Raw genomic sequence first — 24,999 nt, forward strand, 5'->3', positions numbered from 1 at the left:
GCGCCGGGCCGGGATTCTTCCCTACTTGGCGTCGACCGTGACCAGGACCCGGTCGGCGGCGTCCCTGATCTCGAAGGCGCGGATGGCCGCCAGCGGCGTGCGGCTCGCCACGTGGTAGACCTCCGAGCCCTCCTCGTAGCGGTTCGCCGTGACCTTCCACGACCCGGTGACCTCGCGCCCACCGCTCTTGCGCACCACGACCAGCGTGCACTCGGTGTCCGCGGGAACGCCGCTGACCTGCACCTGGAGGGGCATGCCCGGCGTCACGGTGACCGTGGCGCTGACCCCGTTCCTGCTCCCCTGGAAGGCCGTCCCCTGGGACTTGAGCGCGGCCGACGGGGACTCCGAGGGCGCGGCTCTGGTGTCGGCCCGCGGGAGGTCCTGGGCGATCATGGGCTGCTCGGGGGTGTTCGCCTTGGGCGCCTTCGTGGCCTCCCCGGCGTGCTCGGGCGCGGCGCCCTGCCCCATGTCGGCCTGCGTGGTCGCGGGCGCCGCCGCCGTGGACTGCGACGCGCGCTGCTGGATCCCGGTCCAGACCGTGCCACCCACCGCGAGCACCGCGACCGAGGCCGCGACGGCCAGCAACAGCCGGGTCCGCCGGTGCCGCTTCACCCGGTCGTTCAGCAGCCGGTCGAGCACCTCACGAGGAGGGCTCGCGACCAGCACCACGTCCTGCTCCGACACCTTCGCCAGGAACGAGGAGACCCCCTCGAGCTCCATCAGCTCGTCGGTGCACCCCTCGCACGAGGCCAGGTGGACCTCGACCTCCAGCGCCTCCTCGGGGTCGAGCGCCCCGAGCGTGTAGGCGCCGAGCGACAGCCGTACCTCCTCGCACGTCACGGCGCCAGCCCCCGCTCTTCCAGGGCGAGCTTCAGCGCCCGCAGCGCGTAGTAGGTCCGCGACTTCACGGTGCCGGCCGGGATGCCCAGCGTCTCCGCCGCCTCCTTCACCGATCGCCCCCGATAGTAGACCTCCAGCAGCACGTCACGGTGCTCCGGCCGCAGCGCGGCCAGCGCCTCCGCCACCGCCCACGACTCGACGGCCTTCTCGAGCTCGTCGTCGGCGGGGATGACGGCGAGCGCCTCGTCCCCTGTCTCCTGGGGTCTGGCCTTTCTCGCGCGGTGCTGGTCGACGACGAGGTTGCGAGCCACTGTGAACAGCCACGCCCTGATCGGACGCCCCGAGACCGCCTCAGGATGCCGCCATGCCCGCAGCAGCGTCTCCTGCACGACATCCTCCGCTCGGCCAGGGTCCCCGGTCAGTCGCAGTACGTAACCGTAGAGCGGCCCCGCGTGCTCGTCGAAGAGGGTTCTCACGAGTTCCTCGTCGGCTGTGCCTGCTGGGCTCACCCCCTCATCACGTACGGCGCGCCGTACCGGTTCGAAGTCAGCCACGGAGAGGTACGTCACTTGCCTCGGCGGTGATCTCCAGCCCGGCGGGGACGGTCTTCACGCCCGTCACCTTCACGTCGAACGGGAGCTTGGCCTTGAGCGGGATCGTGTAGCTCAGCAGGCCGGCGGCCTTGGCCGGCATGCCGTTGACCTTCTCGGCCGTCACCCTGATGCCGCCGTCGACGAGCTCGACCCGCATGTCGGCGGTGAACTTCACCTTCGTCACGCCGAGGTTGACCTGGCCGGAGGCGGTCAGGGTGTCACCCGTGCCGCCGATCTTCACCCCGCGTGGCGCGAACCTGTCGACGGTGGACCTGGACAGGGTGCCGCGCACGCTCACCCGGCCCGCGACGATCTGCGCCTTGTTCTGGATGACGTCGGCGAGCGGGGCCCGGACGTCGTAGGCGGCGCCGCTCAGGTTCTCCACCTTGACACTGTTGTACGTCAGTGTGCCCAGGTCGAAGCGAACCTCCTGATAGCGGCCCGCGATCGCCTGGGTGAGGAACGGGATCCCCTCGATCGTGACGGTCGGGGTGCCCGACAGGTCGGAGGCGGCCGCGATCCTGTTGGCGATGTCGCGCTGCACGCCGGAAACCGCCACCCGGTCCACGGCCACGAGCAGGACGATCAGCACGATCAGCAGGATGATCAGCTTGCGCATCGGGCTCCTTCGGGGGGGTGCCTGGGCGCTACCTTATCCTCCGGCGAAGGGAGGAAGGATCTCCACAACGGCCCCTTCGGGCAGGATCACCGAGGAATGCTCGCGTTTGCCGACAGGGTCGCCGTTCACCAGGAATGACGAGCGGCGCACCACTCTGGCGAGTTCGTCCCGATCCGCTGTGATTCTTGTCATGAGCCGATCCAGCGTGTCGGCCTCGAAAACCTCCTCCGCCACACCGGCCGCTTCCTTCGCCGCGGCCCAATAGCGAACTTTTCCGGTGGCCATGGCTACCTCACAATCAATTCCGTTCCATTGTGCGGGTTCGTTAACGAAGATGTTTCATACGAACGCCTGCTCACCAGGTGGACACCACCAGGTCGCGGCAATCACGTGGGTTATCCTCACCTACGAAGGGATCCGGGCGACGCAGCCCCCGGGTCCCACATGTGTTTGTACGGCACGACACACGCACGACGAACACGCAGGCCCTACCAGAGGAGTCGAAATGAGCAACCTGCTCCTGCTGACCAACGCCCTGGAACCCTCCGCCGAGGTGCTGCCTGCACTGGGCCTGCTGCTCCACTCCGTCCGTGTCGCGCCCGCCGAGGCCTCCGCCCTCATCGACGCGCCACCGGCCGACGCCGTGCTCGTCGACGCCAGACGCGAACTCGTCCACGCGAAGAGCCTGTGCCGGCTGATCCGCACCACGGGCGTCGACTGCCCGCTTCTCGTGATCGTCACCGAGGGCGGCCTGGCGGCGATGACCGCCGAGTGGGGCGTCGACGACGTCCTGCTCGACAGCGCCGGCCCGGCCGAGGTGGAGGCCCGGCTGCGCCTGGCCACCGGGCGGCTGTCCCTGGCGGCGGCCGACGAGGTCCCCGACGAGATCCGCAGCGGCGACCTGGCCATCGACGAGGCGACCTACACCGCCAGGCTGCGGGGGCGCGCCCTCGACCTCACCTTCAAGGAGTTCGAGCTGCTGAAGTACCTCGCCCAGCACCCGGGCCGGGTCTTCACCAGGGCCCAGCTGCTGCAGGAGGTGTGGGGCTACGACTACTTCGGCGGCACCAGGACCGTCGACGTGCACGTGCGGCGGCTGCGGGCGAAGCTGGGGCCCGAGTACGAGTCGCTGATCGGAACGGTGCGGAACGTCGGCTACCGCTTCGTACCCGACCGCGGCAGCGCCGACGCCGACAGCCCGGCCCACGTCTAGCCGGCCCTCCCCCTCGTCAGCCGGCCCTCCCCCTCGTTCGGATCCCCCGGCGTTCGGATCCGCCGGCGTTCAGACCCTCCGGCGTTCAGACCCCGGCCGAGAGGGGCGCTCTCGAGTGTCTCCAGGCGGATGCCCGTGCCGGTGTACACGGCCTGCGCGATCTCGGCGGCGGCGAACTCCGCGACCCCGACCCGCACGCCGGACCGCTCGTCGCACCAGGCGGCGATCCGCTCGGGCGCCGTCACCGGGCTCGCGAAGTGAGCCAGGCTGACGTACCAGATGTCGCGCGTCCAGTCCTCGAAGGCGCCCCACGTCCCGAGTTCGCGCGCGAACCTCCGCTGCAGCGTGACGAGCGTGTCGTCGAGGGGCGTGCCCCAGACCAGGACCCCGCCGTGGTGCGGGATCACCCCTCGCAGCTCCAGCCGGACGGCCGGCAGGCCCTCGGCCGCCGCCGCCAGGGCCGCGCCGTAGACCCGCCGCTCGGCGACCTCCCGCCGGTACGGCTCCAGCGAGCGCAGCGTGACGTGCAGCGCGTCGCCGCCGTGGACCCAGTGGCCGGGCCCCACCGCGGCGGCGAGCTCTGCCGCCAGGCCGGCCAGCCGGTCGAGGGCCGGAGCCGAGGGCCTGAGCACGGCCGCGGCGCCCCACCGGGGCGAGCCCTCCACCGGAGGCCGGTCGAACGTGGTCTTTCCGCCGAGGAGCGCCGCCCGGCCGCCGGCCGCGAACGCGGAGAAGGGCGGCATCAGTAGCGCGGGTCCGTTTCGAGGAGACCCATGATGATCATGTCGGCGTCGCCCGGCTCCATGGCGCGCAGGCGGACAAGGGTTCCGGTCAGCATGCGTGTACCCGATCAGATCGGGGCCAGGGCCCGCAACCGGATAGTCGGCGCGGGCCCTGGACGGTCGAGTGTCAGTCCACGACCGTGATGCGGTTGGTCGCGGGCGGGGCGACGGGGCTGTGGCCGCCCAGGTACGCGACGAAGGCGTCGATGTCCAGCGGACCGCTCCACAGGTCGGTGCCGTTCTTGAACTCGGCGAAGGCGTCACCGCCGCCGACGAGGAAGTTGTTCACCGCCACGCGGATCGACTGGGTGTCGGTCACCGCGACGCCGTCGATCTTCATGTTCGACACCTTCGAGCCCCACGGGGCGCTCTTGCTGTAGGTGTAGGTGAAGTTCGCCGACGGCTGGAGGATCCTGGTGAACGGCTGGTTGTTCGGCCCGCCGACGAACTGCTGCTCCAGCACCGTCTTGAGCTGGGCGCCGGTCAGCGTGATCACCTGGGTGAGGTTGTTGAACGGCTGGACGGCGAACGCCTCGCCGTACGTCACCACACCGTCGCCCTCGTTCGCGGGCGAGCCGGCGTAGGTGAGCGGCATGCGCACGCCACCCGGGTTCATGAACGCGATCTGCGCGTTGCCGCCCGTCCTGGTCGCCTCGAGCTGGCTGTCGGCGATCAGGTCGCCGAGCGGCGTCTCGCCGGAGGGGGCGGCACCGGTGCCGACGTCGGCGCTGATCCTGCCGACCGGCTTGTTCGCGATGGCCTCGCTGCGGGCTCTCCACTTGGTGACCGTGTCGCCGACCGGCTGGTCCGGGGTGACGTCACGGGTGACGACGTGGTTGCCCGCCACGACAGAGGACCGTACGACGTCACCCGAGCGCCGGTCGACCTTGAAGTCGATCTGCGTGAGCACGCGGCCGAAGGACGAGCCCTGCGTGTAGACGCGCGGCTGCCCCGCGGGGTCGGTCGCCTTGCAGATGTAGGCCTGGTGGGAGTGGCCGCTGACGACCACGTCGACCTGCGGGTCCAGGCCGGAGGCGATGCGCGAGCCGGCGCCGGGGGTGACCGAGCAGGCGCTCGGGTCCTGGTTCGGGGTGATCTGGTCACCCTCGTGGACCAGCACGACCTGCGCCTTGACGCCGGCGCGGGCCAGCATCCTGGACACCTTGTTGGCCGCGGCGACCTCCTCGGTGAACTTCAGGCCCTGGATGCCGCCGGAGGAGACGATGGTCGGGGTCGTGGCCGTCACCAGGCCGATGAAGCCCACCTTGACGCCGTTGACCCTCTTGATGAAGTACGGCGGGAGCGCGTACCTGCCGCTGCGCTCCTTCACCACGTTCGCGGCGAGGAAGTCGAAGTCGGTGCCGGCCCACGGGCTGTCGGGGTGGCAGCCGTCGACGGGGTGGCACCCGCCGTTCATCAGGCGCTTCAGCTCGGTGTAGCCCTCGTCGAACTCGTGGTTGCCCGCCGAGGAGGCCGCGAGCCCCATCTGGCCGAGCACCTCGAGGGTCGGCTCGTCGTGGTAGGCGGCCGAGATCAGCGGAGAGGCGCCGATCAGATCGCCGGCCGCCACCAGCAGGGTGTTGGCGTCCGCGCGCTGCTTGACGTGCGCGGCCAGGAAGGCGGCTCCACCGGCGATCGAGTACTTGCCGCCCACGATCCCGGTCAGCTTGCCGTCGACGTCGACGAGCGGGCCGTTGGGGTCGAGGATGCGGCTGCTGGACCCGCTCGGCGGCTCCAGGTTGCCGTGGAGATCGTTGATCGTCAGCAGGCGGACGGGAACCGTCCGCTCGGGCCTGGCCGCTTCGGCGGGCCCGGCGACGAGCGCTAACCCGCCCAGGCCGACGGCACCCGCGACAGCGAGCGGGAGGAAGGAGCGAGAGATCATGCCTGCAGACGTTACGGCGGCAAACTATGCAACAGACGTCTGAAAGGTAACGATTCGTCGGGCCACCACATGGCGTTATTTGCCAGTCAGCCGCCTAGAGTTCGATCCATGACTGTGCGCGTGGTCGAGCGGGGACGTCTCGATGACCAGGAAATCGCCGACGTGCTGGGTGTCGTTGAGGCGGCCACGGAAGCCGACGGGGTCCGCCCGCTCAACGAGCACGTGATGCTCCACCTGCGCTACGGCGGTGACGAGCGGGCCCGCTCCCTGCTGCTCTACGACGGCGACGCGCCGGCCGGCTACGCGCACGTGGACCCGACCGACGAGGTCGCGGGGCCGAGCGGTGAACTGGTCGTCCACCCGGCCTTCCGCCGCAGGGGGCACGGCAGGACGTTGCTGCGGGCCGTACTGGAGGTGGCGGGCGGGCGGTTGCGGCTGTGGGCCCACGGCGACCACACCGGCGCGGCGGCCCTGGCGGCCTCGCTCGGCTTCGAGCGGATGCGGTCGCTGTGGCAGATGCGCCGCTCCCTGTTCGCGCCGCTGCCGGCCGCGCCGCTGCCCGACGGGGTACGGCTGCGCACGTTCGTGCCCGGCGAGGACGAGGAGGCGTGGCTCAAGGTGAACGCCGCCTCGTTCGCCCAGCACCCGGAGCAGGGCGCGTGGACGCTTGACGACGTCCTGCGGCGCGAGGCCGAACCCTGGTTCGACCCGTCCGGATTTTTCCTAGCTTTTCGTGATTCGCGGCTGGTGGGCTTCCACTGGACGAAGATCCACGGATCCTCCTCCGAGGAGCACGGCCACGAACCGCTCGGCGAGGTCTACGTCGTCGGCGTCGACCCGTCCCAGCAGGGCACCGGCCTGGGCCGGGCGCTCACCCTCGCCGGCCTGCGCCACCTGCGCTCGCGCGGCCTCGCCCAGGCGATGCTGTACGTGGACGAGGCCAACACGGCGGCCATCCGGCTGTACGAGTCCCTCGGGTTCAACCGCTGGGACATCGACGTGATGTACGCGGCGACGCGATGAGCGCCGCCCCATGCGACGAGCGGCCGCCCGGCTTGACGAGGGTCACTCGACTCGGCGGGAAGCGCTCGACGCGGTGAGCGGCCCCTCGACGTGACGAGGAGCGCTCGACGCGCCGAGGGCTGCTCGACGCGATGAGGGCTGCTCGATCGGGGCTACTCGGTCAGGGCTACTCGATCAGGGCGTGAAGAGCGAAGTACGACAGCGCCGCCACCAGCGCAGCCGCCGGAATCGTCAGGATCCACGCGGTCACGATGTTGCCCGCCACCCCCCACCGCACGGCCGACAGCCGCTTGGTGGCGCCCACGCCCATGATCGCGCTGGTGATCGTGTGCGTGGTCGAGATGGGAGCGCCGAAACCGATCGCCGCGACGTACAGAACCGTGGCGGCGGCGGACTCGGCGGCGAAACCCTGCGGCGGGTCGAGGGCGATGATCCTGCGGCCCAGCGTGCGCATGATGCGCCAGCCACCGGCGTACGTCCCCAGCGAGATCGCGCCGGCCGCCGACAGGATCACCCACTGCGGGATCGGGTCGGTGGGCGCGGCGTAACCGCCGACGACCAGCGCCAGGAAGATCACACCCATCGTCTTCTGCGCGTCCTGCAGACCGTGGCCCAGCGCCATCGCGGCGGCCGAGACGGTCTGCGCGTAACGGAAGCCTCTGTTGGTGCGAGCGGGTTGCGCGTTCCGGAAGATCCAGTAGATTGCGATCATGATCGCTGCGGCGAGCGAGAACCCGACCAGGGGCGACAGGATCATCGGGATGACGACCTTGTCCACGACGCCGTCCCAGTGCACCACACTGGCCGCCGCCAGCGCGGACCCCACCAGGCCGCCGATGAGCGCGTGACTGGAGGAGGAGGGCAGACCGAAGTACCAGGTCACGAGGTTCCAGGTGATCGCGCCGATGAGCCCCGCGGCCACGACGACCAGGCCGTGAGTGCCCTCCGGCGCGTCGATGATGCCCTTGCCGACGGTCTGCGCCACCTGGGTGCCCAGGTGGGCGCCGATGAAGTTCATCGCCGCGGCCAGGAAGAGCGCCGCGCGCGGAGTGAGCGCGCGCGTTGACACCGACGTCGCGATGGCGTTCGCCGCGTCGTGGAAACCGTTGGTGTAGTCGAACACCAACGCCACGACCACCACGCCGATGACGAGGACGAGCGTGAGGTCCACTTAGCTTTCCTTGACCGCGATCGACTCGACGGTGTTGGCCACGTGCTCGAACGCGTCCGCGGCCTCCTCCAGGCGGTCGATGACCTCCTTCATCTTCATGACGGTGAGAGCGTCGTACTCACCGCTGAAGAGCTTGGCCAGCAGCTTCCTGTAGACCTGGTCGCCCTGGTTCTCCAGGCGGTTGACCTCGATCCAGTACTCGTTCAGGTTCTTCATCGAGCGCAGGCGCGGCATGGCCTCCGCGGTCAACTCCGCGGCCCGCTCCAACACCTCCACCTGGCGGACGACGTCCTTCGGCAGATGGTCGATCTTGTAAAGGACGATGAGGTCGGAAGCCTCTTCCATGGCGTCCATCACGTCATCCAGGTTCGAGGCGAGACGGTAGATGTCCTCGCGGTCGAAAGGCGTGATGAAACTCTCATTCAGCCGGTTCATGATCGCATGAGTGCGTTCGTCACCGGCGTGCTCGCAGGCGCGCATCTTCTCGGCCAGCGCTTCCCTGTCCGAGCCGTCGCTGATGATCTCCACCAGCAAACGCGATGCCGTGACCAGGTTGTTCGCGGAGTCGGCGAACAGGTCGTAGTAGCTGTCCTCACGAGGCGTGAGACGCAGGCGCACGTCGTTCTCCACATGTGCGGGGATGGTCCGCAGAGAAGGGTACGGGTTACCAGCGGAAATGCGAACTTCATGGTGCGCACACCTACTCTTCCCCTTCTCGCTACCCGCCGTATGAACTGTGACACCGGGGTCGGGGGTAGTTTGAAGACCATTTTGTCCGTGGCCGCTTTGACAGGGGTTGACGGCTTGGCAGGGGTATGGGCCGCCGGTTGCGGAGTGATGAGGGATGATTGGTGCGGCGGGTGTGACGGCCTGGACATGAGCGACCACGCCACGGGGACGAACCCGGATACGCCGCGCAGGCGGACAGCCAATCCCGCCATCCAGATCTGACCTCTCGACCTCGGGCCGGCACCTGTCCCTTCTCCGGATCCGACCCCGGCCTCTCCTGCCGACGACGCCCGCCCCGGCTTCCTGCCGGGGCCTGACCCGGCTTCCCTGTTCGACGCCCGCCCCCGCATCCCTTGCCGGCGCCAGCCCGACTTCCCGCCGATGCCGGCCGGACCCGATGGCAGATTCGGTCACGCCCGGGCCTCGCCTGGCGCACCGGAGACTGACCTGTCGCACGACGAGCCGATGCCTCGCTCATCACGCTGGGCCCTCATGGGCTTCCCCGGCCCTGGCGGATCGACGTCTGGCCCCGGCCGCGCCGTACCCTCAGCCGACCCCCGGCACGGGGAACTGACCCGACGGCTGCCCTGCCACAGGGGACCTGCCCTCTCGCGGTGAACGCCCGCCGCACACGGCCACCCCCACCACCGGCCCCACGAACGACATCGCCGGCCGTCCGGCCATGAGCAGCCGACCCGGCGCCGACGGCCCGGAGATGATCAACCGCGCCCGTGGATGACCGTCCGCCCTCATGGATAACCATCAGCCCTCGTGGATGACCGTCCGGCCCCGCAGATGTCCTGACTCCCAGCCAGACAGCCGCCCGGGCCCTCAGACAGCCGTCAGGCCCCTCGGATGACCGTCCGGGCCCGCGGGACGACCCCGGGCCCTCGGATGACCGTCCAGGCCCGCGGATGGCCGTCCGGGCCCTCGCAGGACAGCCGTCCGGACCTCAGATTGCCGTCCGGACCCTCAGACAGCCGTCCGGTGGAAGTTCCTGAACGACCGCGAGGGCGTAGGCCCACGCTGCCCCTGGTAGCGGGAGCCGTACTTCTCCGACCCGTAGGGATGCTCCGCCGGAGAGCTCAACCGGAACATGCACAGCTGTCCGATCTTCATCCCCGGCCACAGCTTGATCGGCAACGTGGCGACATTGGACAGCTCCAACGTCACGTGCCCCGAGAACCCCGGATCGATGAACCCCGCCGTCGAGTGCGTCAGCAACCCCAGCCGGCCCAGCGAGCTCTTGCCCTCCAACCGGCTCGCCAGGTCGTCGGGCAGCGTGATCACCTCGTACGTGCTGGCCAGCACGAACTCCCCCGGGTGCAGGATGAAGGGCTCGTCCCCCTCGGGCTCCACCATCCGGGTCAGATCAGGCTGCTCCACAGCGGGATCGATGTGCGGGTACCGGTGGTTCTCGAACACCCTGAAGTACCGGTCGAGCCGTACGTCGATGCTGGACGGTTGGATCATGTCCTTGTCGAACGGGTCCAGCTTGACACGCCCGGACTCGATTTCGGCAAGGATGTCTCTGTCAGAAAGCAGCACGCTGAGCAACTTACCGTGTGCTACGGGAGACTCAGCGCCTGCGGGATTGCTGAAGTGGGCCAGATTTCCGCTACAGTGGTGGGCGCGGCTCCGGCCGATGCGGGTGTAGTTCAATGGCAGAACATCAGCTTCCCAAGCTGACAGCGCGGGTTCGATTCCCGTCACCCGCTCCAAGGTTCTCAGGCCTTACTGCATGGCCTTCCGCTTGGAGCGCTTGACGCGCGTTGATGCTCCAGACAGCGTCTCCCTGGGTTCCACCCTCTTCGGCCCCAGACAGTCCTACGATTGCCACTGCATGGCTGGCCGCCGTAGATCGCTGTGGGTGGTCGGTGGGACCTCCTGGGGCGGCGTGCCAGGGCGGGCGGGAGTCGCGGTCACTCACGGCCACTCACGAGGGCGATCGATCACTCCTGGCGCATGTCAGAACTTGCCCGTCTGCACCTCGATGAGATGCCTCAGCTGCTTGCTGAATTCCGCGTGGAAGCTGATGCTGAGGGCTGGCCATCCCCAGAAGTCAAATGCGAGTGCCCCGAGGGCGAAACCGGACCCGAACTGCCACTCGGTGACTGGGATGGAGGCTCCGCATGAGGAGCAGATGACGCTCCCTTCACCAGTTTCCTTCCAGGTGTCGATGCCGTCGCTGAACGGCTGCCAGGCCTTCTGGTCCGCCTCGAACTCCTCCGGGTAGTCGATGATTACGGTTCTCGTTTCACATCGCGGGCAGGTCGCAGAGTCCGCCTCGCTCATCCCCTGTCCTCCGACGTGGTAATCCCGCCCGACGATGACTGCCACCGGGCCCGGTATCCACGACAGGTCCGAGGAATCGGCCACTGCCCGTTCCCAGTTGGGGCCAGCCTCGTACCCATCGTCCACTTGCAGGCTGTACATCCCGTCGCTGGACCTTTCGCGTGTGATCAGTCCCTCGGCAACCATCCAGTCGACCATACGGTCTGCGAGCAACCCAGCCTTTTCGCCGGTCACCTCGACATCGACGATCCGCTCGAAGTAGTCACCCATCGTCCTTCAACTCCTCCTCGGTCACTGGTGCCCACTGTGCCACCACTTCTGAGAGCCAGAGACGGCCGTTCTCTCGATCGCCCGCAGCCGTTACGTGGCAGCGCGGATAAACCAGCGCGGGCCGGGTGGGTCGAGTTCGGCGGCAGACGCGATGATCAGACGGGCGAGGTGTGCGCGGGTCGCGCGCGAGAAACCAGGTCGCAGGCTGATCGTCGTGCCATTAGCGTGCCATTAAGAGGGGTAACGAGGGGTCAACCACGGTCACTCACGACCGACATCAGCCCCAGGTCAACGCCCCTACGAGCCAAGATCCCTGCAATTCCCAAGCTGACAGCGCGGGTTCGATTCCCGTCACCCGCTCCACACACGAAGGCCCAGGTCAGAAAGCAGATTCCTCGGCCGGCTTGCCCATGCCCTCAGCGATCAGCTTGTCTCGCTCGCTCTCGGTGTGCAGATAGATCAACGCGGCCCGAGTAGTCGCGTGGCCCATGACTGAGGACGGCTGAGGCACCGTTCCCCCGGCGGTGCCGTGTCATGTCTGGATCACCGCCGACTTTCGGTTTTATGTATCCGAATCCGGCCACGTCACCATTGTGTGTTCTGCGGAGTATGTCGGCATTTCCCGTCGCTGTCTCATCCAGACCTGCATGATGCGCTTCATTTCCGTCGTGGCCGGTAATGGTTGTCATGAAGGCTTGTCAAGACGCCAAGGGTATCGCCGAAGCGCCTGGTCATGCCCCCCTTGAGTGCTCTTGTTGCGCTCTCATCCTGACGTTTGGATCTAGGGAGGCTCTTCTGTAGTGCGTCACAAGCGGCGGTTCCGGACGCCTTACCCGTGCTGCCGCCTGTTCCGCCCGGCCCGGTCCTCTCGTAGTGCGCGGGGCATCAGCCTGCGCCGTTCGCCAAGAGAAGGAGTCTTGAGAATGAGTGCACTGACCTACACCGTCCTCACCGATCCAACGTCGCTGGAGGCTTCTGTGGACGGGCGGTCCCCGTCCACAGGGACGGTGTATCTGATGGTCACCAACACCGGAGAGGAGGTGGCCTGGTTAAGGATCGAGGTGAGGGTGCCTGTCGGCGACCGCGCAGGCCACCTGACCCGGGAAATCGACACCATCAAGCTGAAGGGCGAGTACACCGACACCCTGGGCACGCAGACGGACTTCCGAATCGAGCCCGACACCCAGCCGGTGAACATCCAGCAGCAGGGCACCAACGTTCTCGAGGTCACCCCCCAGAGCGGTCGCATAGCCGCTTTCGAACCCGGCGACTACATGCTGCTGACACTCGAGAACGTCACCGTCGCCCCCACCGCCGGGGTGGCTGTGCTGATAGTGAAAGAAATTCTCAAAACCGATACCGGGTGGGAGACCAAGTACGCGTCGGTGCCGCTGGTGAAGGCGACAGCAAAGGAGATTCCGGCACCGCGCGACTTCCGCCCGGACAAGGCGATGCTGGACACCGGAGAAAACCTCACGCTGAGCTGGGACGGGTCTCCCGACTTCACCTATGAGATCGTGTTCCCCGGCGGGCGGAGCCCCGTCTCGGGGGGTACCTGGTCACCGCCCACCCCGCAGCGGGCTACCACCTACATCCTCGTCGCCACCGACCCCATCACCCGGAAGCAGCACTTCCTCACCACCACCGTGCAGGTGCGCCGTCCCGTGCTGGAATCGCTCACCGCCACCGACGGCATCGACACACCCTGGGTCCAGGGGACGGCGCACAAGGGGCGCGTCGCCTTCACCGACTCAGGGGCGGAGATCTTCGACAACACGGGCGGGCAGGGTGCCGTGACGGCCGACAAGGCCCTCTTGAACGGCGTGAACACCGAGTGGGTGCAAGGGCGAAGCGCCGACGACGGAAAGATCAGCTTCCCCAAGGATGGGCTCGACGTCCGCCAAGGAAGCGGAGCGTGGGGAAACGTGCACGCCGACAAGGCCGACGTCAACGGCGTCAACACCAAATGGGTGCAGGGACGACACAGTGACGACGGATGGATCAGCTTCCCCAAGGAAGGGCTGAACGTGTATCGGGCGGGCACCCATGAGTGGGGGACCGTGTTCGCGAAGCACGGCCGAACGGCTTCAGGAAAGACTCGCCCCGGACAGGGCTGGAGGGCTTACGCTCCCGACAGCATCTGCATCGACGTGGACACCAGCGCAGGTGAGTTCACCGGCGACCCTGTCTACCTCACCTCCATCGGAGGCGCCGGCGGCATGCAGTATGACCTGGTCGGCACCAGTGCGGTCTACGACATCACCGCCAACAAGTTCAGCGTCTACCTCAAATGGCGCGACGACCGCGAACTGACTCCCGCCATGGCCCAGCAGTTCGGCTGGTACATCAACTGGATCGGCTACGACACCCCCTGACCTCGCACTGATCCCTGGAGCGGAACTTCAACGGCGCCCAGACTGTCCAGTCCCACGACATGATTGACAGTGGGTCACTCAGGACCGGCCCGTCGCCCAGGTCAGCGGCCCTACGTGGCCGGATCCGTACGCCTCCCAAGCTGACAGCGCGGGTACGATTCCCGTCACCCGCTCCAACGACGAAAGCCCAGGTCAACCGAGAGAATCGGGACCTGGGCTTGATCTCGTTTCGCTGCCGAGGGAGCAGGCGCCCAAGCCAACGGGGACGAGACCCAAGCCCGCGACACTCGTGACCTGCACGCAGGCATCGTGTCCATGGGTGATTATGCCGTGGGCAACAACGCGGAGGAGCGAAAGCGCCCTCGTCTCGCCCTCACCCACGAGCTTGCCGCCCGCGTGCAGCGAGTCCGCATGTTCGGGTCAGCCGCGGTTGATCTGGCCTGGGTGGCCGACGGCAAGACCGACGTCCTCGTCATGCTGAGCAACGACCCGTGGGGCACAGCCGCGGGCGTCCTCATCGCCCGAGAGGCCGGAGCCGCAGTCGTGGACATCGACGGCAACCCGCACACCATGACATCCCGCGCGGCCATCGCAGCGAGCCCGAAGCTCGTGGCCGACCTGGTCGAGCTCGTCGCCGCAGCAACGTCACGCTCCCGCCCCTCCTCATGGCCCCCACACAGCCCGTCGTCGGGAGCTCTGTAGGGTGACGGCATGGCTGAGACGCAACGTCAACCCGTGCCCCGCAACGACTCTGGTGAGCTTGACACCGCCTTGGCGTTCCTGACCTTCGCGCGGGAATCGGTGCTCAAGAAGACCCACGGGCTGGACGACGAGCAGCTACGGCGCGTCCTGGTTGACACCGGAACCACCCTCCTCGGGCTGGTCCATCACCTGACCGCAGCCGAGCGCTACTGGTTCGGATACCACGTGGCCGGAGACAGATCCGAGAAAGATCGGGACTTCGGCATGGATGTGACTGAGCTCGATGCCGCGCAAGTTCTGGCCGACTACCACACGGCGATCCAGGTAAGCGATGCCGCGATTCGCGCTGCAGGTGACCCGGCGGCTCCGGTGGCTGAGCCCGTCGATGGTGAGTTCCGGACGCTGCGCTGGGTCCTTGCCCACATGACAAGCGAGACCGCTCGCCACGCCGGCCACGCCGATATCCTCCGCGAGCAGATCGACGGCACCACCGGGCGTTAGAAGACACCCGGTTCTCGGAGCGTCGCCTACGTAGCCGTTTTCAACGCTGCCCTACATAGGACAAGATTCGTAGCCCGAGCACAGCCGAATTGTTCTTGTTGGGGTCAAGGGCGGCGCTCCGCGCTGCCACGCGGCCCGTACGCTGCGTGTGCGTCCGGGGGCCGTTCCCGCGTGCGCCCGCCACTCGGGCCGCGATCGGGATGTGCCACCCGTCTTCACAGCCATTCCGGTCCCGTCACCACTGCTTTACGATCAGCCGCTGTGATGACCTTCTTTGACCCACTCGTCGTCCTGCTCCCTCTGGCCGTTCTCGGCAACGCCACATGGGGTGCCATCATGAGCCCTGGCACCGCACTCACGACCTTCCGAACTGGATTCTTAGGCACCGGCGCGGCCTTGCTTCTTCTTGCTCTGGTCAGCTCGTCCGGCGTCTTCGGCGGTTCCTTCGCCGCGAGCTCCGAAACGCTCGATATCACGGTAAAGGCGGGATTCGGGATGATGCTCGGAGCACTCGTTTGCGCAATCACTCAATGGCGAAAAGACAACCATGCCTCCCGCGGGAGCGCCCGGCTCCGGGATGATCACGACCAGCCGTGACCGGTGGATGGGTGGCTGAGGTGGGGCTGACCCATGGGTTCGGTCGCCGTCGATGACCGACCGAAGATCCTCGAAACCGTCGGCCGGGGCACCGCCGCTCATAGTGGTTCCGGCTGTCAGCTCCAGGCGCTACACGGGGTCTACGGCGCCGTTCAAACCAGCGCTTGTCAGATCAGCGCATGCCGTTCCGCTCGCATCCCGCATAGAAAGCCGATCGGGGTGCCACGGCATCCACTTCCGCTCGACCTCCGCCTCCAGATCGACTCCGTGATGTCGCGCCATCAGCAGGACCTGCGACAAAACATCCGCAAGCTCGGATCGAAAGCCCAGTTCCAGCTCATCTGGAGAGCATCCCTTATCTCTGGCTTGTCCAGAGCGCATGAGGAACGCCTGCGTCAGCTCACCGACTTCTTCCTGAAGCTTGAGCAGGAACCAGGTGTCGTCCCGGGATATCCCATGCTTGCGGGCATAGGCGCTCGATACCGCTTCGACCTTGTCTGTGAGCTGCCGCAGATCCATGCCGGGAGTGTAAGAGGCCAAGGGCGGCAGCCAAAGGCGTTCCAGCTCAGGCAGCCAACGAAAAGGACCGGTACCACTCTCACGATCGCCTGGCGGTGGCTGATCTCCATACCGACGGTGCGGAGGTTCGTCCCTCATCCCCGGCTCACCGAGCAGCAGGCCGACGAAGGTGCGCCGCACCGCCGGACGCTCCGCCAAGCGGCCTGCAGAACCCATGGCAGGAACCCAGGACGCCATCCACCATCTCGGCTGGAACTCGATGGCGACGAACACGTGGCCACGCCATGATGTCCCGATGCACAAGGCGACCGCTTATCATGACGCGCTCGGCGATCATTTCGCCGAACATGCAGAGACGAGCCCCTACAACGCCTATACCGACCGACCCGCGATGCTGCGGCTCGCGGGCGATGTCTCCGGGTCCAGAATCCTGGATGTCGGCTGTGGGGCAGGCCACTACGCGGCCGAGCTCGCGGCCCGCGGCGCGCAGGTGGTCGGAATCGAAGGCAGCGCCACCCTGCTGCGCCACGCGCGAGCACGCGTGAACGGCCAGGCAGAACTCCTTCTCCATGATCTCGAAGAGCCACTCGGTTTCGCCGCTGACGCATCCTTCGACGGGGTGGTCTGCGCCCTCGTGTACGAGCACGTCAGGAACCGTGCGCAGCTGCTGGGTGAACTACGTCGCGTCCTGCGACCAGGTGGATGGCTCCTGGTGTCGACCACCCATCCCACAGCCGACTGGCGCCACTTCGGAGGCTCGTACTTCAGCCACGACTGGAGAGACCTGCCTCTCGGAGACAGCAAGCTCTCGATCCACTACCAGCGGCTGCCGTTGGAGACCTTCCTGGGCGAGCTGTTGGCCGCAGGGTTCATGCTGGAGCAGCTGGTCGAACCGCGCCCCACGGCCGATCTCAGGGAGATCGACGAAGCCGCCTACGAGAAGCTTCACCGAGCGCCGTCCTTCCTCGCGGTGAAGCTGAAACGTCCCTGATCGCGATCCACGAACTCCATCCCACCTCATGGAAAGCCTCTGGCGAGGGCGCTCCGGCTCCGGGGTGATCAGGCGGATGGCGTGCGCGCGTCGCCTGGGGCGATCAAGCCCGCACGTCATCGGCTCAGTCGTCGCCTCAGGACAGCTCCCGCCCTGTCGCTCGATCGACCAGGCGCCGCCCGCCCAGGGGTTTCGTCAGCTGGAGCTGGATGTTCAACGGGTACCCCATGCCCTTCTGCATCAGCGCCTTCTCCCACGGGAAGACGGGTTCGCAGGTGTTGCGCACCTCGACGCCGATCACCACCTCCGCGGCCGACTCCGTCACGTCGGTGTCGGTGACCTCCCGGCACGACTTCCCGTCAGGGCCGGGCACGCCCACGACGATCGTGGCGGTGACCGTACGGCCGTCAGGCGCGACGGCAGCGGACTCGATGCCGTACCACCGCGCCTGACGAGCACATCCGGCCACGCAGAGAATGCCGGCCACAACGATCGCGACATGCCCTCTTGTCCGCATTGTCAGCCGATCTTGCGCTTCTTGATGTCGCCGCCGAACAGGCGGGTCGCGATCCTGATGTCGGTGAAGTGGTTGGCGCATTCGAGCAGCGGCCCGGTGACCGACTCGGCATCGGTTCCGCCGCTGATGACGCCCTTGGCGATGATCTTTCCGGCGTCCGGGTGCCCGGCCACGTCACCCAGGGCGTTGCCGTCGGTGAGCAGGGTGGACGGCCTGCCGGTCGGGAGGCAGTGTCCTGCGGTGATGAAGTGGTTGTCCGACTTCGTCCCCCAGGCGGGCAACAGGGGTCTCACTCGACCAGCCTTTCACATGGTCGGGTAAAGGGCCCCCGGTACGTGTCGGCGGCAGGTGGATGTGGGGGCCCTGCCAGCGGGAGCGCAGCCATCGGTCGTGGCTGGCGATCACGATCGCGCCGGGCCCGTCGGTGCCCAGGGCTTCTTCCAGCTCGTCGGACAGGCGGGGTGAGAGGTGGTTGGTGGGCTCGTCGAGCAGGAGCACCACGGGAGGATCGGCCACCAGCAGCGCGAGCGCGAGCCGGCGGCGCTGGCCGACCGACAGCTCCCCCACGCGCAGGTCCACGTCACGCGGGCTGATCAGGCCGAGCGAGCGCAGCGGTACGGACTCGGCGCGCTCCGGACCGAGCGCCCGCTCGTACGTCTCCCGCACCGTGCGGTCCGGCCGCTCGAACACGGTGTCCTGGGCCAGCAGTCCGACGGTCAGCCCGCGCCGCCGCCGTACCTCTCCCTCGGCGTCCAGCCGTCCGGCCAGCACCGCCAGGAGTGTGGACTTGCCAGCCCCGTTCGGCCCGGTGACCAGCAGCCGTTCTCCTGGCGCCACGTCGAGCCGGTCGATCGAGAGCCGTCCCGGCACCCGCACGTCCCGCAGCGACAGCAAGGTTTCGTCGTGGGGATCGCAGGCGCCCTCCTCGGCACCGACACCCGCATCGTCGGCGATGGCGTGGGCCGCCCCCGCGACACCGGCACCCGCACCCGCGCCGTCGGCGACGGCGCGGGCCGCCTCCACGACACCGGCACCCGCACCGTCAGCGATGGCGCGAGCCGCCTCCACGACACCGGCACCCGCACCCGCACCGTCGGCGATGGCGTGGGCCACCTCCGCGGCACCGGCGCCCGCACCGTGGGTGGCCTCCGCGGCATCGGCGGCGACGGTGACCAGGGTGCGGGGGTGGAAGCGGAGCGGGGGTGGCGGGGCGGGGACCTGCTCGCGTTCCAGCTCGGCGAGCCGGCGGGCGGTGTTGCGGACCCGCCGCGAGATCTGCTGCTGCACGCGTCCTGCGCGGTGCCCGTATCCCATCTTCTCGTTGTCGCGTCGCAAGCCGTCCGTCGCCGGCTGCCGCGCCGTCACCGCGACGGCGCGGCGCAGCTCGCCGAGTTCCTGCTGTTCTTCCGCGTGGCGCCGCTCCCAGCGCTCGCGCTCGGCGCGCTTCTCGGCCAGGTACGCGCCGTACCCGCCTCCGTACCGGACGGGCCCGTCCACCGCCGGGTCGAGATCGACCAGGTCGGTGCAGACCGCGTCCAGGAACGCCCGGTCGTGGCTGGCCACGACCACCGCCCCTGTCATGCCGCGCAGCTGCTCCTCCACGAACACCGCGGCGGCATCGTCCAGGTGGTTGGTGGGCTCGTCCAGCAGCAGCGCGGCGGGCTGCCTGATCAGGAGCGCCGCCAGGGCGAGCCGCCCGCGCTGCCCGCCTGACATCGACGCGAGCGCGCGTCCGTACGGCACGCCGCCCAGGCCGAGCCGGTCGAGGATGATCTCCGCGCGTCGGTCGGCGTCCCAGGAATCGCGTTGTTGCGCCTGGTCGAGCCGGGCCCCATACGCTTCGAGCAGAGCGGCGTCGTCCGGGGCCTCGGTGAGCGCCCGGGTGAGCCGGTCGAGCTCGGCCAGGTCCGTACGGGCCTCTCGCAGGGCGTCGTCGAGCACGTCGGCGACCGTGGCGTCGCCGGCGAACGGCGCCTCCTGGGGCAGGAAGCCCAGGTCCGCGGGCCGTACGACGGTGCCGGAGTCCGGCTCGTCCGCCCCGGCCAGCAGCCGCAGCAGGGTGGACTTGCCCGCGCCGTTCTCGCCGATCAGCCCGATCCGGTGGCCGGGTGCGGCGGTGAGCGAGACGCCGTCGAGCACGCGCCGCGCGCCCAGCGTCCGTACGAGATCGCGGGCGAGCAGCGCGTCACTCACCGGCGGGCGCCCCGGTCTCCAGCAGCCGCCCCCCGGACAGCTCTAGCCAGCGCTCCACCTTGATCTCCGCGAGGAACCGCTCGTCGTGGCTGACCACCACGAACGCCCCCTCGTACGCGCTGAGCGCGCTCTCCAGCTGCCCCACGCTGACCAGGTCGAGGTTGTTGGTGGGCTCGTCGAGCAGCAGCAGCTGGGGCGCCGGCTCGGCGCACAACACGCACGCGAGGGTGGCGCGCAGCCGTTCGCCGCCCGACAGCACCCCGACCGGCAGGTGGGCACGGGCGCCCCGGAACAGGAAGCGGGCCAGCAGGTTCATCCGCTCCGCTTCCAGCATGCCGGGCGCGAACGCGGCCAGGTTCTCGACCACGGTGCGCTCGACGTCGAGCAGGTCCAGCCGCTGCGACAGGTAGGCCACCCGGCCGTCGGCTCGCCTGGTCGTGCCGCCGTCCGGCTCCAGCTCGCCGTTGATGAGGCGCAGCAGGGTGGACTTGCCCGCGCCGTTGGGGCCGGTCAGCGCGATGCGTTCGGGTCCCCGGATCACCAGGTCGATGCCGGGCTCGGCGAACAGGCCGCGGGCCTGAAGGTGTTCGCCGTGGAAGACCGTGCGGCCTGCGGGGACGTTGGTCCCGGGCAGTAGCAGCGCGATCTTCTGATCGTCGCGCAGAGCACGCCCTGCCTCGTCGAGCCTGGCCTTGGCGTCGCTCACGCGGGCGGCGTGCGTCTGGCCCGCCCGCCCCGCGGCCTCCTGGGCGCCGCGCTTCATGTTCCCGGCGAAGATGCGCGGCAGTCCGGCGTTCTTGAGGTTGCGGGCGGCGTTGCTCGCCCGGCGCTCGGCCCGCTCGCGAGCCTGCTGCATCTCCCGCTTCTCGCGCTTGAGCTCCTGCTCGGCGCTGCGCACGCTGCGCTCGGCGGCCTCCTGCTCGGTGCGTACGGCCTCCTCGTAGGCCGTGAAGTTGCCGCCGTGGAAGCGGACCTCGCCCCGGTCCAGCTCGGCGATGCGGTCCATACGGTCGAGCAGCGCCCGGTCGTGGCTGACCACGAGCAGGCAGCCGTTCCAGTCGCCGAGCACGTCGTGGAGCCTGCGCCGCGCGCCGAGGTCGAGGTTGTTCGTCGGCTCGTCGAGCAGCAGGACGTCGGGCCGCTTGAGGAGCTGCGCGGCCAGGCCGAGCGACACGACCTGGCCACCGCTCAGCGTGCGCAGCGTGCGGTCGAACGCGAGGTCGCCGAGCCCGAGCCGGTCGAGCTGGGCACGGGTGCGCTCCTCGATGTCCCAGTCGTTGCCGATCGTGGTGAAGTGCTCCTCGCCGGCATCGCCCGATTCGATGGCGTCCAGCGCGGCGATCACGGGGGCGATGCCGAGGACCTCGGCCACGGTCAGGTCGCCGGTGAGGGGCAGGCTCTGCGGCAGGTAGCCGAGCACGCCGTCGACGGACACGCTGCCGCCACGGGGCAGGTGCTCGCCGGCGATCAGCTTGAGCAGCGTGCTCTTGCCCGCACCGTTCGGGGCGACGAGGCCGGTACGGCCGCCGCCCACGGTGAAGGACAGGTCGCTGAAGACGGGCGTGTCGTCAGGCCAGGAGAAGGACAGGTGGGAGCAGACGATGAACGCATCGGACATGCGAGAGACCTCGTACGAGAACGCGCGGGCGCGACGAAGTGGCCCGGCAAGGAGACAGGGATTCGGGGAACGACGACCAGCGGCCACGCCGGCGGCGATCATGTGCGCCTGCCGGGGCCGATCAACCTCCGGTATCACCCGGAGATGTCGTCGTCACCTGCCATGTCTGGTCTCCTAGCTTCTGATCTCAAGCGTCTATCACCATAGCAGCCGCCGGAATCAGCGCGTGCCGGCCGTCCGGGCGTCCTTCTTGCGCGCCCGGTAAGCAGCTGCCTTGATCTTGTTGCCGCACGACTCCATGCCGCACCACTCCCTGCGTCCGCCGCGCGACCGATCGATGAAGATCTTGGTGCACTCGGGGTTGGCGCACTCCTTCATCAGCGGCACCTCCGGCCCGCTGAGCAGCTCGACGGCGTGCCGGGCCACGGTGGACAGCGCCTGCGCGGGGGTCGCCTCGACCCACCGCCCCTTGGCCGTGAGCTGGGGCGCCGCCGGCGGCTTGCGCGCGATCCCGTTCACCAGGGCGAGCGCCTTGTCGTCGTATCCGTCACCGGCGAGCCGGGCGGTGACCAGCGCGTAGATGGCCTCGCGTACGGCCACCGCCTGGGCCAGATCCGCTTCCCGCGAGGGGGACACGGCGTCGACGATGCCGGACTCCAGGTACCAGGCGTCGAGCCGGCCGGGGACGTCGAGCGTCTCGACGCGCTCCGTGCGGCGCGCGCGGAGCGTGCAGGCGAGGTCGAGCGCGGGGTTGCCGCACAGGAAGACGTGCTTCACGTCACCAGCCTGACAGGTGACTCCGAGCCGCGCAATCGGGCGACGGAAGACGGCGTTCCGGCGTGCGCACCGCCGCACAGGAGGTTTCATCGGTCGTCGCCGCCGCATGCGTCCTGGCGGAGGAACAGGTTCAGGTGCCGTTCCGACGGCAGCTCCTCGTCCAGGTGGTGGTCTCGCCATTCCTCCGGCGGCTCGGCCAGCCAGTCGTGGCCGAAGATCGCGTACGGATGGTCCGCGCGCCCGCGCTCCACCTCGTACTGGCCCAGATACTCCATCAACGGCCGCCACCACCGGCCGTTCGCGACGACCAGGTACGAGGCCGCCAAGCCCGGTTCGTGCAGCCAACCGCGCATCATCCGCGCCTGGAACACGTCCGTGACGGGAGACGGCATGGCCTCGAGGGCAGGGCAGACCAGATGCCGCGCGATCGCGATGTGCGCGCCTGGGGGCACCGTCATCCGCCGGCTCACGTCGTGCCAGATCTCCCCCACGACGGGGTCGGCCTCCAGGTCTTCCCGCTCCGGCGTCCGCAGGGTCAGCCAGCTCATGAAGGCACGCAGCCGCTTGCTCCTGCGGCACCGCAGCAGGGAGAAGGCCCCTGGCTCGCGGCCCAGCCAGAACCGGACGGACGCGGCCGTGAGCTCGCCATGGGTCTCGCGCGCCATGGTGACGAGTTCGTCGTGGTCGGCGGGGGTCGCCCGGGACGACCGCAGATCCTCCTCGCCCACCCGCGAGACGTACCGGTGCACGATCCCGCCGCGCCGGCGCAGATGGCCGATCGTCCGCATGACCGCCACGCACGCGTGGGGGTCCCGGGCGTCGCGCAGGAGCCGGCCCATGACGTAATGGCGGATCCGCCGGTGCATCCGCTCGTAGCCGACGGGGTCCCGCCACCACAGGTCGTGGTCGAGGGCTTCGCGCAGCACACCGTTGATCTCCAGGCCGCGGGCGGCGGTTTCGACATACGGTCGCGCGCGCAGCCAGTCGAACAGCTCCGCTGCCCGGCCGCCCGGCACCGCCGCCCTGAGGAGGTCCTCGGTGGTGTGGCGGGCGTGCGCGCACACGTACAGCGCCGACCGGTGCGCGTCCGTCGGCACGCCACCGGCCAGCAGCGCGAGCACGTTGTCGACCACGTACCGCACGGCGTCACGGCGCGACGGCGTTCCCGTGGCCGACATGCTCCTGCCGACCTCCGCAGCCAGCGACAGGGCGAACGGGTTGCCGGCGGCGAAGTCCACGATGGACCTCCGGAGGCCGGGGTCGACGCCGCGGGCCGCTACCAGCGCGGCCGACTCTTCGGCTGTGAGGGCTGCGAGGTGCCGGGTCACGATCGTCCCTGCCCAGGCCGGATCGGTGAGCCAGGCGGCGCTCGGCCCGCTCCGGCCCGCCACCACGATGATCGTGTCGCCGGGCAGCCGCCGGAGGTACTCGCCGCGCAGCCACGGTTCGACGTCTCCCAGCTCGTCGAAGGAGTCGATGAGGAGAACCGCGCCGGAGACGCCGGAGAGCTCCTCCGCGAACCGTTCGAGGTGTTCGCGCGCTTGCGCGGTCGCCGAGCCGTGCAGGTGCCGTACCCGCCGGCCCGCGGCAGCGGCGTCGTCGGCGAGCTTGCGCAGCAGCGTCGACTTGCCGATGCCGGCGGGTCCCCGGACGAAGAGAAGACCCGGACGTTCCCCACGGCTCGTCTTCAGCAGGTCCTGGAAGGCGGCGCGTTCCGCGCCCCTCCCGACGAACTGCCGATCGGCGGACCACTCCGGCTTCGTGCCTGCCGGCTCAGGCGAGGCCGGCGGCTCCTCCGGGTGGTGTACGGCGGGCCGCTCGGCCCACGGGGCGGGGGCGAGCTCGTCGTCGTGGTCCGCGTCGGCCCGGAGGATCCTGTCGTGGATCTCCCGCAGCCGCGGTCCCGGGCTTACGCCCAGTTCCTTGCCCAGCAGGTCATAGAGCATCCTGTAGACCTCGAGCGCCTCTGCCCGCCTGCCGCTGCGGTACAGGCCGAGCAGGTAGATCTCGTACAACGGCTCTTCGAGCCGGTTCCGCTCGATGAGCAGCGGGACCTCGGCCACCACCTCGGCATGCTCCCCCAGTTCGAGGCGGAGCTGCAGCAGCTCCTGGGTGGCGATCAGTTTCTGCCGTTCCAACCGGAACCGCTCACGTTCGGCGGCCTCGCCGGGGACCCCGGCCAGCGCCGTGCCCGTCCAGAGGTCGAGCGCCTGCTCCAGGCACTTGGCGGCCGCGGCGACATGCCCGCCCGCGCGCTCTTCCCTGGCGGTTTCGACCATGGTGGCGAACTCGGTGGCGTCCGACGCGAACAGCGACGGGTCCAGCAGGTAACTCCCGGACTGGGAGCTGATCGCCGAGCCCAGCCCGTGCTCGGACAGCAGTCGCCGGATGCGGGAGATGTAGGTGCGGACGACGGCTTCGCCGGTGGCCGGCGCCTGCTCGCCCCAGAGGCCGTCGACCAGCTCACCCATCCGCACGAAGCTGCCGCTGTTGGCCAGCAACACCATCAGGACGGCCTGTTGCTGCGGCGCGCCGAGGCTCAGCCGCGTGCTGCCGCAGTCGAGGCCGGGCGGTCCGAGAACGGTGAACCTGCACGCATTCGGCTCTCCAAGCACGATCGGGACGCTTTCCTTCGCGAGACTGCAAGGCGGCCGGCCTGTCGCACGGATCCGCGGTAGTACGTCGCAGAAGGTAGGTTCCGCCGGATCGCCTTCGCGACCGTCACGTGACGCCGTACGTGTACGTCATGCCCGGCCGGTGTCCCGGGGACGGAAAACTTACGGACCGCT

General features: G+C 69.0%; 23 protein-coding genes, 1 tRNA gene and 1 pseudogene. 8 read left to right on the forward strand and 17 right to left on the reverse strand.

The window, feature by feature from the left end; all coding sequences use genetic code 11:
- Positions 1 to 21: 21 nt before the first annotated feature.
- The 4 genes from ACWDLG_RS00830 to ACWDLG_RS00845 are packed head-to-tail and all read right to left on the reverse strand — an operon-like array spanning position 22 to position 2,337.
- Entirely contained in the window at positions 22 to 840 is an 819-nt protein-coding gene (locus tag ACWDLG_RS00830) for an anti-sigma factor family protein (RefSeq protein ID WP_449914502.1), read from the reverse strand.
- Entirely contained in the window at positions 837 to 1,349 is a 513-nt protein-coding gene (locus ACWDLG_RS00835) for a sigma-70 family RNA polymerase sigma factor (protein WP_354914188.1), read from the reverse strand. Before ACWDLG_RS00835 ends, ACWDLG_RS00830 begins: the two co-directional genes overlap by 4 nt.
- Positions 1,350 to 1,386: 37 nt before the next feature.
- Positions 1,387 to 2,052, reverse strand: a complete 666-nt coding sequence (locus ACWDLG_RS00840; RefSeq protein ID WP_449914504.1) for an LmeA family phospholipid-binding protein — start codon at positions 2,050 to 2,052, stop codon at positions 1,387 to 1,389.
- A gap of 33 nt (positions 2,053 to 2,085) precedes the next feature.
- Positions 2,086 to 2,337 carry a MoaD/ThiS family protein gene (locus ACWDLG_RS00845; RefSeq protein WP_449914506.1) on the reverse strand — a complete coding sequence of 84 codons (252 nt, stop codon included), beginning with the start codon at positions 2,335 to 2,337 and terminating at the stop codon, positions 2,086 to 2,088.
- A 220-nt stretch (positions 2,338 to 2,557) separates the two neighbouring features.
- Between ACWDLG_RS00845 and ACWDLG_RS00850 the strand changes: the two genes are divergently transcribed.
- Positions 2,558 to 3,265, forward strand: coding sequence for a response regulator transcription factor (locus tag ACWDLG_RS00850; protein ID WP_449914509.1), 708 nt, complete (start codon positions 2,558 to 2,560; stop codon positions 3,263 to 3,265).
- On the opposite strand, the gene ACWDLG_RS00855 is transcribed toward ACWDLG_RS00850, so the two are convergent.
- Positions 3,262 to 4,008 (reverse strand): hypothetical protein, encoded by a 747-nt coding sequence (locus tag ACWDLG_RS00855; protein ID WP_449914512.1) that lies wholly within the window; start codon positions 4,006 to 4,008, stop codon positions 3,262 to 3,264. The two genes, ACWDLG_RS00850 and ACWDLG_RS00855, sit on opposite strands and share 4 nt — an antisense overlap.
- Before the next feature lie 166 nt (positions 4,009 to 4,174).
- Entirely contained in the window at positions 4,175 to 5,932 is a 1,758-nt protein-coding gene (locus ACWDLG_RS00860; RefSeq protein ID WP_449914514.1) for a bifunctional metallophosphatase/5'-nucleotidase, read from the reverse strand.
- A gap of 108 nt (positions 5,933 to 6,040) precedes the next feature.
- Between ACWDLG_RS00860 and mshD the strand changes: the two genes are divergently transcribed.
- Positions 6,041 to 6,955, forward strand: coding sequence for a mycothiol synthase (mshD, locus tag ACWDLG_RS00865; RefSeq protein WP_449914515.1), 915 nt, complete (start codon positions 6,041 to 6,043; stop codon positions 6,953 to 6,955).
- A 166-nt stretch (positions 6,956 to 7,121) separates the two neighbouring features.
- On the opposite strand, the gene ACWDLG_RS00870 is transcribed toward mshD, so the two are convergent.
- From ACWDLG_RS00870 to dcd, 3 genes are all read right to left on the reverse strand, one after another.
- The gene (locus ACWDLG_RS00870; RefSeq protein ID WP_449914518.1) at positions 7,122 to 8,126 is read right to left on the reverse strand and encodes an anion permease; all 1,005 of its coding nucleotides are present in this window, start codon (positions 8,124 to 8,126) and stop codon (positions 7,122 to 7,124) included.
- Positions 8,127 to 8,744 (reverse strand): DUF47 domain-containing protein, encoded by a 618-nt coding sequence (locus ACWDLG_RS00875; protein WP_354914137.1) that lies wholly within the window; start codon positions 8,742 to 8,744, stop codon positions 8,127 to 8,129.
- A gap of 1,083 nt (positions 8,745 to 9,827) precedes the next feature.
- Positions 9,828 to 10,403 (reverse strand): dCTP deaminase, encoded by a 576-nt coding sequence (dcd, locus tag ACWDLG_RS00880; protein WP_354914139.1) that lies wholly within the window; start codon positions 10,401 to 10,403, stop codon positions 9,828 to 9,830.
- Between the two features lie 99 nt (positions 10,404 to 10,502).
- On the opposite strand from dcd, the gene ACWDLG_RS00885 reads away from it, so the two are divergent.
- Positions 10,503 to 10,576 (forward strand) — tRNA-Gly (locus tag ACWDLG_RS00885).
- Between the two features lie 247 nt (positions 10,577 to 10,823).
- Here the strand turns inward: ACWDLG_RS00885 and ACWDLG_RS00890 are convergent.
- Entirely contained in the window at positions 10,824 to 11,420 is a 597-nt protein-coding gene (locus ACWDLG_RS00890) for a hypothetical protein (protein ID WP_449914521.1), read from the reverse strand.
- A 923-nt stretch (positions 11,421 to 12,343) separates the two neighbouring features.
- On the opposite strand from ACWDLG_RS00890, the gene ACWDLG_RS00895 reads away from it, so the two are divergent.
- The 4 genes and pseudogenes from ACWDLG_RS00895 (at position 12,344) to ACWDLG_RS00910 (ending at position 15,595) form a co-directional block, all read left to right on the forward strand.
- Positions 12,344 to 13,795, forward strand: coding sequence for a hypothetical protein (locus ACWDLG_RS00895; RefSeq protein ID WP_449914523.1), 1,452 nt, complete (start codon positions 12,344 to 12,346; stop codon positions 13,793 to 13,795).
- Positions 13,796 to 14,038: 243 nt separating this feature from the next.
- Positions 14,039 to 14,497: pseudogene (locus ACWDLG_RS00900) on the forward strand (inositol monophosphatase family protein); the annotation flags it as partial.
- A 9-nt stretch (positions 14,498 to 14,506) separates the two neighbouring features.
- Positions 14,507 to 14,998 (forward strand): DinB family protein, encoded by a 492-nt coding sequence (locus ACWDLG_RS00905; RefSeq protein ID WP_449914526.1) that lies wholly within the window; start codon positions 14,507 to 14,509, stop codon positions 14,996 to 14,998.
- Between the two features lie 261 nt (positions 14,999 to 15,259).
- The gene (locus ACWDLG_RS00910; protein ID WP_449914527.1) at positions 15,260 to 15,595 is read left to right on the forward strand and encodes a hypothetical protein; all 336 of its coding nucleotides are present in this window, start codon (positions 15,260 to 15,262) and stop codon (positions 15,593 to 15,595) included.
- A gap of 129 nt (positions 15,596 to 15,724) precedes the next feature.
- Here ACWDLG_RS00910 and ACWDLG_RS00915 read toward each other — a convergent pair whose 3' ends face one another.
- On the reverse strand, positions 15,725 to 16,114 hold the full coding sequence (locus ACWDLG_RS00915) for a pyrophosphatase (RefSeq protein WP_449914529.1): 390 nt from the start codon (positions 16,112 to 16,114) through the stop codon (positions 15,725 to 15,727).
- A 214-nt stretch (positions 16,115 to 16,328) separates the two neighbouring features.
- On the opposite strand from ACWDLG_RS00915, the gene ACWDLG_RS00920 reads away from it, so the two are divergent.
- Entirely contained in the window at positions 16,329 to 17,105 is a 777-nt protein-coding gene (locus ACWDLG_RS00920) for a class I SAM-dependent methyltransferase (RefSeq protein ID WP_449914532.1), read from the forward strand.
- A 136-nt stretch (positions 17,106 to 17,241) separates the two neighbouring features.
- On the opposite strand, the gene ACWDLG_RS00925 is transcribed toward ACWDLG_RS00920, so the two are convergent.
- The 6 genes from ACWDLG_RS00925 to ACWDLG_RS00950 form a co-directional block, all read right to left on the reverse strand.
- Positions 17,242 to 17,574, reverse strand: a complete 333-nt coding sequence (locus ACWDLG_RS00925; RefSeq protein ID WP_449914533.1) for a hypothetical protein — start codon at positions 17,572 to 17,574, stop codon at positions 17,242 to 17,244.
- 50 nt (positions 17,575 to 17,624) lie between these two features.
- A complete protein-coding gene (locus ACWDLG_RS00930; protein ID WP_449914535.1) occupies positions 17,625 to 17,795 on the reverse strand; it encodes a hypothetical protein in 171 nt (56 codons plus the stop codon).
- Between the two features lies 1 nt (position 17,796).
- Positions 17,797 to 19,815, reverse strand: a complete 2,019-nt coding sequence (locus ACWDLG_RS00935) for an ABC-F family ATP-binding cassette domain-containing protein (RefSeq protein ID WP_449914538.1) — start codon at positions 19,813 to 19,815, stop codon at positions 17,797 to 17,799.
- Entirely contained in the window at positions 19,808 to 21,433 is a 1,626-nt protein-coding gene (locus tag ACWDLG_RS00940; RefSeq protein WP_449914539.1) for an ABC-F family ATP-binding cassette domain-containing protein, read from the reverse strand. The genes ACWDLG_RS00935 and ACWDLG_RS00940 overlap by 8 nt, the downstream gene beginning before the upstream one ends.
- A gap of 219 nt (positions 21,434 to 21,652) precedes the next feature.
- On the reverse strand, positions 21,653 to 22,210 hold the full coding sequence (locus ACWDLG_RS00945) for a CGNR zinc finger domain-containing protein (RefSeq protein ID WP_449914542.1): 558 nt from the start codon (positions 22,208 to 22,210) through the stop codon (positions 21,653 to 21,655).
- Positions 22,211 to 22,296: 86 nt separating this feature from the next.
- Positions 22,297 to 24,825, reverse strand: a complete 2,529-nt coding sequence (locus tag ACWDLG_RS00950; protein WP_449914544.1) for a BTAD domain-containing putative transcriptional regulator — start codon at positions 24,823 to 24,825, stop codon at positions 22,297 to 22,299.
- Positions 24,826 to 24,999 lie beyond the last annotated feature (174 nt).

This window comes from Nonomuraea sp. NPDC003727 (assembly GCF_053586935.1).

What these genes read in the sequence shown, in the direction of transcription:
- ACWDLG_RS00840 (WP_449914504.1), bottom strand. Translation starts at nt 2,052, where the DNA reads ATGCGCAAGCTGATCATCCTGCTGATCGTGCTGATCGTCCTGCTCGTG.
- ACWDLG_RS00845 (WP_449914506.1), bottom strand. Translation starts at nt 2,337, where the DNA reads ATGGCCACCGGAAAAGTTCGCTATTGGGCCGCGGCGAAGGAAGCGGCC.
- ACWDLG_RS00850 (WP_449914509.1), top strand. Translation starts at nt 2,558, where the DNA reads ATGAGCAACCTGCTCCTGCTGACCAACGCCCTGGAACCCTCCGCCGAG.
- ACWDLG_RS00855 (WP_449914512.1), bottom strand. Translation starts at nt 4,008, where the DNA reads ATGCCGCCCTTCTCCGCGTTCGCGGCCGGCGGCCGGGCGGCGCTCCTC.
- ACWDLG_RS00860 (WP_449914514.1), bottom strand. Translation starts at nt 5,932, where the DNA reads ATGATCTCTCGCTCCTTCCTCCCGCTCGCTGTCGCGGGTGCCGTCGGC.
- mshD (WP_449914515.1), top strand. Translation starts at nt 6,041, where the DNA reads ATGACTGTGCGCGTGGTCGAGCGGGGACGTCTCGATGACCAGGAAATC.
- ACWDLG_RS00890 (WP_449914521.1), bottom strand. Translation starts at nt 11,420, where the DNA reads ATGGGTGACTACTTCGAGCGGATCGTCGATGTCGAGGTGACCGGCGAA.
- ACWDLG_RS00895 (WP_449914523.1), top strand. Translation starts at nt 12,344, where the DNA reads ATGAGTGCACTGACCTACACCGTCCTCACCGATCCAACGTCGCTGGAG.
- ACWDLG_RS00905 (WP_449914526.1), top strand. Translation starts at nt 14,507, where the DNA reads ATGGCTGAGACGCAACGTCAACCCGTGCCCCGCAACGACTCTGGTGAG.
- ACWDLG_RS00915 (WP_449914529.1), bottom strand. Translation starts at nt 16,114, where the DNA reads ATGGATCTGCGGCAGCTCACAGACAAGGTCGAAGCGGTATCGAGCGCC.
- ACWDLG_RS00920 (WP_449914532.1), top strand. Translation starts at nt 16,329, where the DNA reads ATGGCAGGAACCCAGGACGCCATCCACCATCTCGGCTGGAACTCGATG.
- ACWDLG_RS00940 (WP_449914539.1), bottom strand. Translation starts at nt 21,433, where the DNA reads ATGTCCGATGCGTTCATCGTCTGCTCCCACCTGTCCTTCTCCTGGCCT.